The organism is Cupriavidus sp. BIS7 (genome assembly GCF_000292345.1).
GTDB lineage: Bacteria > Pseudomonadota > Gammaproteobacteria > Burkholderiales > Burkholderiaceae > Cupriavidus.
Window position 1 is genome coordinate 1 of sequence record NZ_ALOU01000011.1, and the last position, 14402, is coordinate 14402.

The following is a 14402-nucleotide window of genomic DNA, read 5'->3' on the forward strand; positions in this document are numbered from 1 at the left end:
CCCCTCTCCCGCACGGCGGGAGAGGGGCGCAAACATTTGGTGCCTCAGCCCGCCATCACCTCGCCGCCGGCCACGGGCACCGCCTGCCCCGTGATCGCGGACGCTGACGGCTGGCACAGCCATGCCACTGCATCAGCCACTTCGTCCGGCTGCACCAGACGGCGCTGCGGGTTGCGCGCGGCCAGTTCGGCGCGCGCCTGGTCCTCGGTACGGCCAGTCTTGTCGACGATATTGGCCACCGCATCGCGCACGATATCGGTTTCGGTATAGCCCGGGCACACCGCATTCACCGTAATGCCCTTGGTTGCCAGTTCCAGCGCCAGTGCGCGTGTCAGGCCGATCACGCCGTGCTTGGCCGCGCAATAGGCGCTGACATAGCCATAGCCAATCAACCCTGCCGTGCTGGCCACGTTGACGATGCGCCCCCAGCCCGCCGCCTGCATCGTCGGCAATGCGGCCTGCGTGCAGATGAACGTGCCGGTCAGGTTGACGTCAAGCATGCGCTGCCAGAGCGCCAGATCGGTCTTGCCGAACGGCGCGCTGTGCGCCTGTCCGGCGTTGTTGACGAGCAGCGTGATTGGCCCGCGCGCCTCGGCAGCGGAAGTAAACGCGCCGGACACCCAGTCGGCATCGGTAATGTCCGCGCTGACCGCGCCCAACTGCGCACCCGGCGTCACGTGCGGCTGCAGCGCATGCACGGTGGCATCGAGCGCGGCCTGCTCGCGGCCCAGCAGCGTCACGCTGGCGCCATCGGCCAGCAGCCGACGGGCGATGGCGGCGCCGATGCCGCGTCCGCCGCCGGTCACCAGCGCGTGGCGCCCTTCCAGTGAGTTGGCCATGATCATTTCCCCGGCTGCTGCGCGTACGATGCGGCGCGCGCGAGGTTGGTTTCAAGCTGACGCTTGCCGGCAACGTACTGCTTCGGCCACGTCACATCCCGATACCCAAGCCTGGCCGCCTCATGCAGCGTCCATGCAGGATCGGCCAGATGCGGACGCGCAATCGCGCACAGGTCGGCACGGCCCGCCGCTACGATGCTATCGACATGATCGGCTTCGAAGATCGCGCCCACGGCAATGGTGGGAATACCGGCTTCGTTGCGGATGCGGTCGGCAAACGGCGTCTGGTACATCCGGCCGTAGACCGGCGCCTGATCGGGGCTGACCTGGCCCGACGAGCAATCGATCATGTCGGCGCCCGCCGCCTTGAATGCGCGTGCGATCTCCACGGCGTCATCGGCCGTGATACCGCCATCGACCCAATCGTGCGCCGAAATTCGCACCGACATCGGCTTGTCCTGCGGCCACACGGCGCGCACGGCGGCAAACACCTCGAGCGGGAAGCGCAGGCGGTTGGCCAGCGTCCCGCCGTACTCGTCCGTGCGGACGTTGGTCAACGGCGAGATAAAACTCGACAGCAGGTAACCGTGCGCGCAGTGCAGTTCCAGCCAGTCAAAGCCAGCTTCGGCTGCGCGCCGCGCATTGGCCACGAAGTCATCGCGCACGCGCTCCATGTCGGCCCGCGTCATCTCGCGCGGCGTCTGCGAGACGCCGGGCATGTACGGCAGCGCCGATGCGGACACCAGCGGCCAGTTGCCGTCCGCCAGCGGATAGTCCATCTTTTCCCAGCCAAGCTGCGTCGAGCCCTTGCGCCCGGAGTGTCCAAGCTGCATGGCGATCTTCGTGTCACTGTTGGCGTGCACGAAATCGACGATCCGCTTCCACGCGTCGCGCTGTGCGTCGTTCCACAGGCCGGGGCATCCCGGCGTGATGCGCGCATCGGGCGATACGCAGGTCATCTCGGCCACGACCATGCCTGCGCCGCCCAGCGCACGGGAGCCCAGGTGCACGAGGTGGAAATCGCCCGGCACACCATCGACCGATGAATACATCGCCATCGGGCTCACCACCACGCGGTTCTTGAGCGTCACGCCGCGCACCGTGAATGGCGTAAACATCGGCGGCAGCCCGGCGTCGCCAGCGGCGGCACGCAGCTTCAGCGTGTCTTGTGGCACGCCGGCCTGCGCGGCCAACCATTGCTCGAAGCCGTCGACATACTGCTCATCGCGCACGCGCAGGTTCTCGTGCGAGATCCGCTGCGAGCGCGTCAGCAGCGAGTAGGCGAACTGCTCGGGCGCCATGCCGGCGTAGCGTTCGACATTCTCGAACCACTCCGTGGAATTGCGCGCGGCGTTCTGGATCTTGAGCACTTCCACGCTGCGCGTGGCTTCGTAGCGCGACAGCGCCTCGGGCAGGCCATCGACACCGGCGGCACGATGCTCGCCGATTGCCTCGGCCAGGTCGATCGCATCTTCCAGCGCCAGCTTGGTGCCCGATCCGATCGAGAAATGCGCGGTATGCGCGGCGTCGCCCATCAGGACTACCGGCACGCGGCGGCCGTCGTCCAGCGTGTTCCAGTGCACCCAGCGGTGGCAGATTACGCGCGGGAAGCGAATCCAGATTGCCGATCCGCGCAGGTGCGCGGCGTTGCTGATGAGCTTGTTGCCATCGAGGTACTTGGCGAACAGCTTCTCGCAGTACGCCACGCCCTCCTCCTGGCTCATCTGCTCGATGCCAGCGGCCTTCCAGACGGACTCGGGCGTCTCGACGATGAACGTCGACGTGTTGTCGTCGAAACGATAAGCGTGCGCCTGGAACCAGCCGTGCTCGGTCTTCTCGAATGCAAACGTGAACGCGTCGAACAGCTTGTGCGTGCCCAGCCAGACAAAGCGGCACTGGCGCGTATCGATGTCGGGCTCGTACGTGGACGCATAGCGCGTGCGGATGCGGCTGTTGAGGCCGTCGGAGGCAATCACGATATCGGCGTTGTACTGGCGGGCCAGCGCCTGGTCGTCGCTGACATCGGTCTCGAACACGAGCTTCACGCCAAGAGCCTCGCAGCGTGCCTGCAGGATGTTGAGCAGACGCTTGCGCCCGATGCCGATGAAACCGTGCCCGCCCGAGCGGATCGTGCGGCCGCCGATATGGATGTCGATATCGTCCCAGTGATTGAACGCCGCGTTGATCTCGGCCGCGCTGACCGGATCAGCCTGCTTCAGGTTCTCCAGCGTCGCATCGGAAAACACCACACCCCAGCCGAACGTGTCATAAGGCCGGTTGCGCTCCACCACGATCACCTCGTTGGACGGGTTCTGCAGCTTCATCAGCAGGCCAAAATACAGACCCGAAGGGCCGCCACCAATACAAAGCACTCGCATCTGTTCGTCTCCTGCCGGCCACTTTCGCGGCCTCTACATCAGGGTTAAATATTTTATGCTTAAAATATTAGGCGGCATCGCAGTGTCTGGCAAGGAGAATTTCTCCTCTCTCCCGCCTGCGCGGGAGAGAGGAGCCAAAAAACCGTCAACCCAGCGACGTCTTCACCTGCTCCAGCGCCGTCGGGTCCTCAATCGTCGTCAGATCACCGGGGTCACGCCCCTCGGCCACGGCCTGGATGGCGCGGCGCAGCAGCTTGCCCGAACGCGTCTTTGGCAGCGCATTGACAAAAAATACGCGCGCGGGGCGAGCCACAGCACCAAGCTGCTGCTCCACCGTCTTCATCAACTCACCTTCGAAGGCCAGGCGGTCCGCGTCGGTTGATGTGCGTGATGCGTCACGAGCGATGCAGAATCCCATGGCAACCTGTCCTTTCAGCGCATCCTGCACGCCGACCACGGCCACCTCGGCCACGCCGGGGTGCGAAGACAGGCTTTCCTCGATCTCCCGCGTGCCAAGCCGGTGGCCCGCCACGTTGATCACGTCATCGGTGCGGCCAAGGATAAAGACATAGCCGTCTTCGTCACGGATACCCCAGTCGAACGTCGAATAGCTCTGGCGATTCGGCACAGCCGACCAGTACGTGCGGACAAAGCGCTCATCGTCGCCCCAGACCGTGGACATGCAACCCGGAGGCAGCGGGTAGTCGATGGCCACCACGCCCTTGGTGTTCGGCGGACATTCCTCGCCGGTGACTTCATCGACGATGCGCAGGTCATAGCCGTAGGCCGGCACCCCCGGCGAGCCGAGCTTGGGCGGCAGCGCCTCCACGCCGCGCTGGATCGCGATGATCGGCCAGCCCGATTCGGTCTGCCAGTAGTTGTCCACCACGGGCTTGCCAATGCCGTCCTGTATCCAGCGCGCGGTCGGTTCGTCCAGCGGTTCGCCGGCCAGGAACAGCAGCCTCAGGCTGGACAGATCGTGGCGCGTGAGCATCGCCGGGTCCTGCTTCTTCAGCACGCGGATCGCGGTCGGTGCGCTGAACATGATGTTGACGCCGTACTGCTCGACGATCTTCCACAGGATCGCGCCATCGGGACGCACCGGCGTGCCTTCGTACATCACCGTCGTCATGCCAGCCAGCAACGGCGCGTAGACGATATAGCTATGACCAACCACCCACCCGATATCGGACGCGGTGAACATCGTGTCGCCCGGCTTGCCGCAGAAGATGTACTCCATCGACGTGGCCAGCGCCACCGCGTAACCGCCTGTGTCGCGCTGCACGCCCTTCGGCTTGCCCGTGGTACCCGAGGTGTAGAGCACGTACGACGGCTCGCTCGATTCCATCCAGACGCACGGCACGGCCTGCCCGGCCACCTTGTCGCGCCACGCGGCGTAGTCTTCGTCGCGGCCATCCACCAGCGGCATCTCGGCCAGCTTGCGGTTCACCAGCAGCACCTTTTCGGGATGGTGGCCGGCCAGCCGGATCGCCTCGTCGAGCAACGGCTTGTATGGCACCACCTTGCCCGCGCGCGATCCCGCGTCGGCGCTGATGATCACGCGCGGCCTGGCGTCGTCGATGCGCGCGGCCAGGCTGACCGAGGCAAACCCGCCAAACACCACCGAATGCACGGCACCGATCCGCGTGCACGCCAGCATCGCGAACATTGCCTCGGGGATCATCGGCATGTAAATCAGTACGCGGTCGCCGCGCTGCACGCCTAGCCCCTGCAGGATTGCCGCCATGCGCGTGACTTCGTCGTGAAGTTCGCGATAGGTGTAGGTGCGTTCGGTATCGGTCTCGGTGGAAACATAGACCAGCGCGCGCTGGTCGCCGCGTGCCGCCAGGTGGCGGTCAACAGCGTTGTGACAGATGTTGGTGCGCCCGCCGATGAACCACCGCGCGAATGGCGGGCGGCTGTCGTCCAGCACACGTTCAAAAGGCGTTTCCCAGTCGATGCGCGCTGCCTGTTCGGCCCAGAATCCGGCCGGATCGGATAGGGAACGCGCGTGCAGGGCACTGCTTGCCGTCATGGTAAGTCTCCTCCGCTATGCAGATGGTCAATGTTGTATTGGGCCATTGGCAAACCGGTCGGCGAAAGACCGGCGCGGCGACTACCTGCCGCACAACGCGGGACTGCCTTTCACCTGGCCACGGATGCCGGCCATCTTTTCTGGAGAATCTACCATGACGGCGTCGATTCCCAATCGTGCGCATCGAGCAACGCGGCCAAGACAATGCGCCACCCCGGCCAGCGTCAATGACGCAAGCCGGGGTGGGATTGAGAAACGATTAGGAAGGATCCCCCCGCGCGGGGATCAGTGCGTGTGGCTCTGCTTGGCTTTGGTCGAAGGCGCGGTCGAGGATTTGCTCTCGTGTGCGGCAGACTTGGCGGGGACCGCAGCCGGCTTGCCCGACGACTTGCTCGCGGCACTGCGCGGCGTGGCTTCCGCCACAGCACGCTTGCGCGGCTCGGCCTTCGCACCCTTCCCGTCCCTGCCATCCTTTGACGACTTTTCGACCTTCTCGGATTTTTCCGATTTCGCGACCAACTGCCCCTTGCCGCCCGACTTGCCATACGCAGCACCCTTCACGGGCGCTTCGTCCTCGTCGCGCTCGGCGCGCTCCGCACGTGCGGCCGCCGGCGAGTTGGGACGCAGCATCAGCACCAGGCTCTGGCCCGATACCAGCTTGCTGCCCGAGAGCTTGTTCCAGGACTGGACCTGCTTGACCGATACGCCGTAGCGGCGGGCCACGCTGGCTACCGTGTCCTTGCGGCCGGCCCGCACCACGACGCGCTTGGCATCGGGCACATCGGGCTCGACGGCCAGCATCGCCGTGTCAACCAGCGAAGCGCTGATATCCTGGTCGTGGCGCTCGGTACGCGGGATCATGACTGTCGACCCGGCCTTCAGACGCATGCCCTTCGGGATCCGGTTGATCTCGCGCAGCGTATCGACATCCACATTGAGCCGCGCGGCCAGTGCCTCCACACGCTCGCGGCTATCCACGGTCAGCGCAGTCCAGCTTGACAGGCCCCCACGGTAGGTATTGAGGTTGTACTGGAAGCGCTCCGCGTTTTCGAATGGCAACAAGATCTGCGGATTGGCCGCGCCCAGGATCACGGGTCGGTTGAACGACGGATTGAGCGCCTTGAACTCGTCCAGCGGCATGTTGGCCAGCTTGGCCGCCAGCGCCACGTCAATATCGCGCGACGTGGTGACCGTAACGAAGTACGGGTGGTCGGGGATCTCGGGCAGCTTGACGCCGTACGCCGCCGGATTGGCGATGATGTTCTTGACCGCCTGGAGCTTCGGCACGTAGTAGCGCGTCTCCGTCGGCATCGTCAGGCTCGCATAGTCCGTTGGCAGGCCGCGCGCCTGATTGCGCGCAATCGCGCGCGAGACCGCACCCTCGCCCCAGTTGTAGGCGGCCAGCGCAAGCTGCCAGTCGCCGAACATGTCATAGAGCCGCTGCAGGTAGTCAAGCGCGGCGTCGGTCGATGCCAGCACGTCGCGCCGCTCGTCGCGGAACATGTTCTGCTTGAGGTTGTACGTCTTGCCCGTGCTGGGGATGAACTGCCACATACCCGCGGCCTTGGCCGTGGACTCCGCCTGGGGATTGAACGCGCTCTCGACGAACGGCAGCAGCGCAAGCTCCGTAGGCATCTTGCGCCGCTCAAGCTCCTCCACGATGTGGTAGAGGTAGCGGCTCGACCGGCTCACCATCCGCTCCATATAGTCCGGGCGCGCCGCATACCATTGCGTGCGGTCGTCCACCAGCGTGCCTTCCAGGTCCGGCATCGCGAAGCCCTTGCGGATGCGGTCCCAGATATCGGTGGACGGCCCGCGCAGCCAGTCCACGCTGGACTGGTCGACATTGATGACGGACGAGTTGGACAACGAGCCGGCACGGCCGGTGCTGTTGAGCGTGTTAAGCGGGTCCTTCTTCGGACCGGACTCCAGGGCGGTCGGCGTGCCGGACAGCTCTCCGGCAGGCGGGGTGGATGTGCCGGCGCAGGCTGCAAGCAGCGTGGCACACGCAACTACCGCCAGAAATCGACCAAATCGCATTAAGTTCTCTGAAAGTGACGCCAAAAAGTTGGCCTGATGCTATGGAAAAGCCCTCTTGGCGTCAATGAGATTTTCCCCATGATGCAATTTGAGACTACTTCGCGGTCGAGCGGTATCAGATCTTTCCGATACTGCGTGGTGCAACCTCGCAAAAACTAGCGGAAGCCGTCCTTCCAGCCCCGCAGCGCGCCAAATGCCGCCGCATCGTTGCTGACGTCCCCGCCCTGTGTCCGCACGGCCTGGCGGACCGCCGGTTCGCGCGAGCGCAAGAACGGATTGACGGCGCGCTCAAGCGCCACCGTCGTCGGCACGGTAGGCACATCTGCCTCGCGCAGCGCATCCACGCGCGCCGCCCATTCGGCCAGATCCGGGTTTTCCGGCTCCACGGCCCGGGCAAAGCGGACATTGCTGCGCGTGTACTCGTGGGCACAGTAGACCCGCGTGTCGCCGGGCAATGCCGCAAGTTTGTCCAGCGAGGCCAGCATCTGTGCGGGCGTGCCCTCGAACAGCCGCCCGCAGCCGCTGGCAAACAGCGTATCGCCGCAGAACACCACCGCCCCCGCGCCCGGCAGATCTCCCACGAAAGCCACATGGCCCGCCGTATGGCCCGGCACGTCCAGCACCCCGAAAGTGGCTTCCGGATGGCGCAGCGTGACGGTATCGCCCTCGCGCACGGCCTGCGTGCGGTGCTCAATCCGCTCGCCGGCAGGGCCGATTACGGGCAGCGGCGCGCCGTCCGGGCCATTTGCATGACGATTGAGGAGGTCTGACACGCCACCTTGATGATCTCCATGATGATGGGTGATTACAATAGCGCCCAATGCCAACCCGCGTTGCGCCAGGAATCGCTCAACCGGCTCGGCTTCACCTGGGTCCACCACGGCGGCGCTATGCCCGTCATGGATTGCCCAGATATAGTTGTCCTGAAAGGCGGGGATCGGCTCCACTTTCAACATGCTTGCTCCTATGTCCGACCGACCGATTATAGATTGGGAAGAATGGCTGGCCTCCCCTCCCGGGCAATACGTGCTCCGGTGGGAAGGGCAGCAATACGACCGGACGGTTGCGGACATTTTCGGCTATCACGCCGTGCAGCTCGGCCTGCCCGCGATCGACACGCTGCGCGAGAACCGTATGCCGTTCTCGGCGCTGGCGCTGGACGACCGCGCCGGACCGCACGGTCCGCGCGAAACCCACCCCGATGCGCGCCAGTTGCTGTGCCGCTTCGACGAACTGCCGTTCGACACCCAGAGCATCGACCTCGTCACGCTGCCCCACATCCTTGAGTTTTCCGAGGACCCGCACGAAGTGCTGCGCGAAGTATCGCGCGTGCTGATGCCCGAGGGCCGCGTGGTGGTGACCTGCTTCAACCCGATGAGCCTCTGGGGCGCGCGGCAGGGCCTGAACCGGCTCGGCGCCACGCCATTCCTGCCCAGCGACGCGCAGACCACCGGCTTCGTGCGGATCAAGGACTGGCTCAAGCTGCTCGGCTTCGAGATCATTCGCGGCCGCTTCGGCTGCTACTGCCCGCCCTACCGCACCGACCGCTGGCTGCAGCGCGCCGCCTTCATGGAAAAGGCCGGCGATCGCTGGTGGCCAATCTTCGGCGCGGTCTACATGATCTCCGCGGTCAAGCGCGTCAAGAACATCCGTCTGGTAGGCCCGGCCTGGAAAACGGCCAAGCCAGCGCTGAAACCCGTGGCGGCACCAGTTGCCACGCCCACGGGCACGCACGGCAAGACCCCTGGCCAGGACTAACCGGGACTGCCAGTACCTCCACACATATATCCATGCAAGAAGTCACGATTTATTCCGACGGAGCCTGCAAGGGCAATCCCGGCCCCGGCGGCTGGGGCGCCGTGCTCGTCGCCGGCGGCCACGAGAAAGAACTGTTCGGCGGCGAGAGCCCGACCACCAACAACCGCATGGAACTGACCGCCGTCATCGAGGCGCTGCGCGCGCTCAAACGGCCGTGCATCATCAATATCTATACGGATTCGCAGTACGTGCAGAAAGGCATCAGCGAGTGGATTCATGGCTGGAAGGCGCGCGGCTGGAAAACCGCGGAGAAGAAGCCGGTCAAGAATGCCGACCTCTGGCAGGCGCTGGACGAAGCCACGCAACCACACAAGATCACGTGGCACTGGGTACGCGGCCATAACGGGCACCCCGGCAACGAACGCGCCGACGCGCTGGCCAATCGCGGCGTCGCTTCGATCAACCCCTGACGCCCGTCGCGTACAATCCCCGCCATGCGACAGATCGTTCTCGATACCGAAACCACCGGCCTGAACCACGCATCGGGCGATCGCCTGATCGAAATCGGCTGCGTGGAACTGGTGAACCGCCGCCTGACCGGCCGCCACCTGCACTACTACATCAACCCCGAGCGCGACATCCACGAAGATGCGATCGCCGTGCACGGCATCACCCTGGATTTCCTGGCCGACAAGCCAAAGTTTGGTGAGGTCGTCAACGAGATCCGTGATTTCGTGCAGGATGCCGAGCTGATCATCCACAACGCAGCGTTCGACCTGGGCTTCCTGGACATGGAGTTCCAGCTCCTGGGCCTGCCCCCGTTCCGGCAACACGCCGGCAGCGTGATCGACACGCTGCGCGAAGCGCGCCAGATGTTCCCGGGCAAGCGAAACTCGCTGGATGCACTGTGCGACCGGCTGGGCGTCAGCAACGCCCATCGCACGCTGCACGGCGCTTTGCTCGATGCGGAACTGCTGGCCGAGGTCTACCTGGCCATGACGCGCGGCCAAAACTCGCTCGTCATCGACATGCTCGATGGCGCCGCCACAGGCGGCGAGACCCAAGCCACCGCTGACTTGTCGGTCCTGACGCTTCCCGTGCTGCTGGCCACCGAGGACGAGGTCTCTGCTCACATGGGCGTGCTCAAAGAACTGGACAAGGCTAGCGGCGGCAAGACCGTCTGGCAGGAATCCGCACCAGCAGAGGCCACCGCCCAGTAAAGACCTGCAACGACGACCTGCAACGCCCTTTGCGACATTTTCGAAGAAAGTTGAAAAAAGGGCTTTACAAGGTACTGACGCATCGGCATAATCTCGTTTCTCCGCTGCACGACATCAGCAACAACGATGACGAAGCAGTCAGGGGTGGTTAGCTCAGCGGTAGAGCACTGCCTTCACACGGCAGGGGTCACAGGTTCAATCCCTGTACCACCCACCAAAATTTGTGGCTTGCAACGCCTAACGTTGCCGTGAACCCGGATCGCTGACGAGCTTTCCGGGTTTTTTGTTGCCCGCTTTTTGTTGTCTGTTTGCTCGCGGTACTTTGCGAGCATCGCCAGCCCTCTCATCGGGCAACAAGGATCCGGATCAGCCTGGCTCATCCCCCGCCGCTGGAAGGGCCGGAGACGCCCACAGCATCTCGTGGAGCGGCCGACGTTGACGCCAGCCGACCTCTTCAAGCATCGGCTGCTCGTAGAAGGCGGGCACTGGTCCCAGGCAGAGCAATCCGAACGGCGTGGCGCCCGCGGGAAGCTGCAACTCGCGCGCGATGACTTCCGGGTCGAACATCGATACCCAGCCCAGGCCCAGGTTCTCCGCGCGCGCTGCCAGCCAGAGATTCTCCACCGCGCAGGCCGCCGAGGCCCATGCCATTTCACGCGGCATGCTGCGGCGCCCGAAGACCGTGCCGTCATCCGGCGCAAGCACTACCGCCAGCAGTTCCGCGCAGTCGCGAATGCCCTCGACCTTGATGCGCAGGAATTCTGCAGCCCGCTCGCCAAGGGCCTTGGCCGTGGCCAGCCGCTCTGCCTCGACGAATGGAATCAACCGCTCTCGCCAGGCCGGTTCACTCAGGCGCATAAAGCGCCATGGCTGCATCAGGCCCACCGAGGGCGCCTGGTGAGCGGCCTGCAGCAATCGCTCCAGTTGCGCGTCGGCAAGCCGCGGCCCCGGCGTGAAGTGACGGCAGTCGCGTCGCAACGCCATGATGCGGTACAGCGCCTCGCGTTCGGAGGCATCAACATGTGCGTCAGACATACGCCCATTCCTTATATCGGTATCCCCATCCTCCGCACCTCGAACCGCTGCCCGAGGCCTGGACATCCGACAAATACCAAATGGCGACAGCAGGCGCAAGACGTCCTGCTGTCGCCTGGCGCTACAGATGATCAGCGGCCGATCTGCCGGCTGACCGCATTCTCCTGCTGGTTAAGTGCCTGCTGCTCCGGGCGCGTGATATGGCCGCCATTCTGGCCTGCCATCAGACGTTCTTCCTGGCGGATCTGGTGATCCTCGTTGTGAAGCCTGGCCGCCTGTTGGTGCGAGATCTCCCCCTCACGAACCTCCTGGTGGATGCGGCGGTTCTGGTTGGCAAGCCGGTCGTTGACCTCCTCGCGGCGCGGATGATTCCGCTCCCAGCGGGTGTCCTTGTCGGCCGCTACCGCGCCGCCGGCCAGGCCTGCCGCAAGCACTGCGATTGCCACGCCACCAATAATCTTCTTCGTCATCATCGTTAGCTCCCCATCTGGTCGTTGATGTCCGGCAGGTGATTGCCGAACATGCCCCAGTAACGCCGGGAAATCTGACTGCGACGACATTGCTCCGGTCAAGTTTGTAACGCCATATTTGGGCCCTCTGCACCTGTGTGGGCGGAGCCCATGTGGATATCTCCGCTTCAAACCACCTCGAAAAAGTGTGTGCCGTCCCGATCGAGTTGCGCGATCAGGCCGTACTCCCAGTCGAGGTACGCCTGCATGGCCGCTGCGGCATTGTCCGTGCCCTCGTATGGCCGGCGATAGCGATCGGTGCGCGGAACGGCAAGACGCGACTCGCCCTGCTCCACCGGCAACCCGGCCTCCACCCATGCCGCCGTCCCGCCTTCAAGCACGAAGATTTCCGCTGTTGTCAGGCGCTGCAGATCACGCGCGGCAAAACGTGCCAGCAGGCTGGAGCCGCAGGTCAGCACATAGCGCCTTGCAGGCGGTATCTCCTGCAAGGCCTGCGTCAATTGCGCGCGGATCGCAAACCATGCCCTGGGGATATGGCGCTTGACGTAGTTGGCGCTGGCGGTCACGTCGATGACCGTCGCATCACCATCACGCAGCCATGCTGACAGCGCCATGGGCGACACCGTCCTGACCTCGGGCGCCGCGGGGATATCTGCAGCCTGCTCGCCACGCGCGCTGCGTTGAGCTTCGTCGACAGGATCAATCACATAGACTTCCCAGCCCATCTGGGCCAGCCACGACGCGCTCATGTCGGCGCGCACGCCGTCGTCATCGGCGAGCACGATCCGCGCACCTCGCACCGGCACATGATGATCGGTCTCCTGCACCAGTTGCCCGCCCGGTGCACTGCGGAAGCTGGCCAGATGCCCTGCGGCGTATTCCTCGGGTGTGCGGACGTCGAATCGATAGACGGTGCGGCCCGGCGCCTCCAGAGTCGCCAGCGCATCAAGGGCAATACGGCGAACGCCCGCGCGAGCGGCCACGCTTCGCGCCCCCTCGCGCGCCCTATCCCGATTGGCGGCGCTCACGTCCGATGGCGGCCGCCGGCTGGCGCCGTGGTCCAGCGTCTGCCCCGCCAGCGTCCAGCCGATCGTCCCATTGCGTAGCGCCGCCACCGGGTTCGGAATCCCCGCGTTGATCAGGGACTGCGTGCCGATGATGCTGCGCGTGCGGCCCGCGCAATTGACAATGACCTGCGTCGCAGGGTCCGGCACCAGATCGCGAATACGCAGCACCAACTCGGCGCCCGGCATGCTCGTTGCCGTGGGGATACTCATCGTCTGATACTCGTCGAAGCGCCGCGCGTCGACGATCACCACGTCGGCCTTGCTGTCGATCAGCGCCTGCACCTCTGGCGCGGCCAGCGACGGTGTGTGCCGCCTTGCCTCCACCACTTCGCCAAAAGACTTGCTCGGCACGTTCACATCACGGAACACTTCGCCGCCAGCGGCGATCCACGCGGCCAGCCCGCCATCGAGCAGCGAGACATCCGTGTAGCCAAGGCCGCGCAGCGTGGACGCGGCGCGCAAGGCAAGATCCTCGCCATCATGCTCGCCATACACGACAACGCGCGTATCGCGGCGCGGGATGCGCGTCCAGGCCTCAAGCTCGAGCTTCGACAACGGAAAATTGGCGGCCCAGAGCGGATGCTGCTGCGCGTACGGGTCTTCCTCGCGCACGTCGATCAATGCGATTTCGGTCCGTTCGAGCAATGCCTGGCGCACGGCCAGGACGGCCGTCTTCGGAAACGGTTGAGCTTCGGTCATGATGCTGCGGGGTCCTTCGAGCGGTCCCACGGATTGGGCAGGGTGGAATTGGAATAGCCGGAGATGAACGACTTGCTGCCGCCAGTTTCCGGAAAGACATGACGGCGTACCGCGCCGATGTTCGCGCCGTACACATGAATGCTGATGGAAACGCGATCGTCGAACGCGTTGTGCACGCGATGGATATCGCCAATGGCCGGTGAAACCGCTTCGACACGGCCGGGCTCAAGCCGGACCGCCTCGCCATGCGGCCGCGGCGTGCCGTCGGCATCGATCACGAACGGCTGCGAGTACTCGGCGCCGCGCAGCATGCCGATCAATCCCCATACGGTGTGGTTGTGGATCGGGGTGCGCTGTCCGGGGCCCCAGACGAAGCTGACGATAGAAAATCGCTCGGCGGAATCGCAATGCAACAGCATCTGCTGGTAGTACTCGGGGTGCGGCTGCGCGTAGGCATCCGGCAACCAGTCGTCACGCGAGACGAGCTTCGCCAGCAGGCTTCCGCCCTCTTCGCGAATGCGCGCTTCATCGGGATGCTGGTCCAGCAACGCCGAGAAGGCCGTAATGAAATCTCGCAGCGGCGTCAGCGCCTGCGCCGGGGTGGATGATTCGGACATGGCACGTCTCCTGGATAGCTCGGCCGTCTTCTATCGTGTCGCGGCCGATGGCATTCGGCCACAACCTTAGCACGAAGGCAGCAGGCCGATGAGAAGGCCTGAGCATGGACGCCGACCGGTGCGCTTCATGCTGGGTGGATGCATCCATTGAAGCACCGACTTGCGCAGAATCAAATTGCGGCCAACTGCAGAAAAGGCTGCGGCCAGTTTGAGAATCGTCCTCAAGACTTGATGTCGCCCACCC

Annotated in this window: 12 protein-coding genes and 1 tRNA gene; 4 read left to right on the forward strand and 9 right to left on the reverse strand. The window is 64.7% G+C overall.

Features of this window, described 5'->3' with window-relative positions; all coding sequences use genetic code 11:
• Positions 1-44: 44 nt before the first annotated feature.
• From B552_RS0104880 to gloB, 5 genes are all read right to left on the reverse strand, one after another.
• Entirely contained in the window at positions 45-839 is a 795-nt protein-coding gene (locus tag B552_RS0104880; RefSeq protein WP_026035342.1) for an SDR family NAD(P)-dependent oxidoreductase, read from the reverse strand.
• A gap of 2 nt (positions 840-841) precedes the next feature.
• Entirely contained in the window at positions 842-3217 is a 2376-nt protein-coding gene (locus B552_RS0104885) for a bifunctional salicylyl-CoA 5-hydroxylase/oxidoreductase (protein ID WP_019447893.1), read from the reverse strand.
• Between the two features lie 145 nt (positions 3218-3362).
• Positions 3363-5252 (reverse strand): propionate--CoA ligase, encoded by a 1890-nt coding sequence (locus B552_RS0104890; RefSeq protein ID WP_019447894.1) that lies wholly within the window; start codon positions 5250-5252, stop codon positions 3363-3365.
• A 285-nt stretch (positions 5253-5537) separates the two neighbouring features.
• Positions 5538-7292 carry a transglycosylase SLT domain-containing protein gene (locus B552_RS0104895; RefSeq protein ID WP_019447895.1) on the reverse strand — a complete coding sequence of 585 codons (1755 nt, stop codon included), beginning with the start codon at positions 7290-7292 and terminating at the stop codon, positions 5538-5540.
• A gap of 155 nt (positions 7293-7447) precedes the next feature.
• Entirely contained in the window at positions 7448-8248 is an 801-nt protein-coding gene (gene gloB, locus B552_RS0104900; protein ID WP_019447896.1) for a hydroxyacylglutathione hydrolase, read from the reverse strand.
• 10 nt (positions 8249-8258) lie between these two features.
• Between gloB and B552_RS0104905 the strand changes: the two genes are divergently transcribed.
• The 4 genes from B552_RS0104905 to B552_RS0104920 all read left to right on the forward strand — a co-directional run bounded on the left by B552_RS0104905 (position 8259) and on the right by B552_RS0104920 (position 10487).
• Complete coding sequence (locus B552_RS0104905; protein WP_026035343.1) at positions 8259-9050, forward strand: methyltransferase domain-containing protein; 792 nt, start codon at positions 8259-8261, stop codon at positions 9048-9050.
• Between the two features lie 32 nt (positions 9051-9082).
• A complete protein-coding gene (rnhA, locus tag B552_RS0104910; protein ID WP_019447898.1) occupies positions 9083-9520 on the forward strand; it encodes a ribonuclease HI in 438 nt (145 codons plus the stop codon).
• A 24-nt stretch (positions 9521-9544) separates the two neighbouring features.
• Positions 9545-10270, forward strand: coding sequence for a DNA polymerase III subunit epsilon (gene dnaQ / locus B552_RS0104915; RefSeq protein WP_019447899.1), 726 nt, complete (start codon positions 9545-9547; stop codon positions 10268-10270).
• Between the two features lie 142 nt (positions 10271-10412).
• Positions 10413-10487 (forward strand) — tRNA-Val (locus B552_RS0104920).
• 149 nt (positions 10488-10636) lie between these two features.
• On the opposite strand, the gene bluB is transcribed toward B552_RS0104920, so the two are convergent.
• The 4 genes from bluB to B552_RS0104940 all read right to left on the reverse strand — a co-directional run bounded on the left by bluB (position 10637) and on the right by B552_RS0104940 (position 14158).
• The gene (bluB, locus tag B552_RS0104925; protein WP_019447900.1) at positions 10637-11305 is read right to left on the reverse strand and encodes a 5,6-dimethylbenzimidazole synthase; all 669 of its coding nucleotides are present in this window, start codon (positions 11303-11305) and stop codon (positions 10637-10639) included.
• Between the two features lie 131 nt (positions 11306-11436).
• Positions 11437-11778, reverse strand: a complete 342-nt coding sequence (locus tag B552_RS0104930) for a hypothetical protein (protein WP_019447901.1) — start codon at positions 11776-11778, stop codon at positions 11437-11439.
• Positions 11779-11942: 164 nt separating this feature from the next.
• Positions 11943-13541 (reverse strand): rhodanese-related sulfurtransferase, encoded by a 1599-nt coding sequence (locus B552_RS0104935; protein ID WP_019447902.1) that lies wholly within the window; start codon positions 13539-13541, stop codon positions 11943-11945.
• Entirely contained in the window at positions 13538-14158 is a 621-nt protein-coding gene (locus B552_RS0104940; RefSeq protein WP_019447903.1) for a cysteine dioxygenase, read from the reverse strand. The genes B552_RS0104935 and B552_RS0104940 overlap by 4 nt, the downstream gene beginning before the upstream one ends.
• Positions 14159-14402 lie beyond the last annotated feature (244 nt).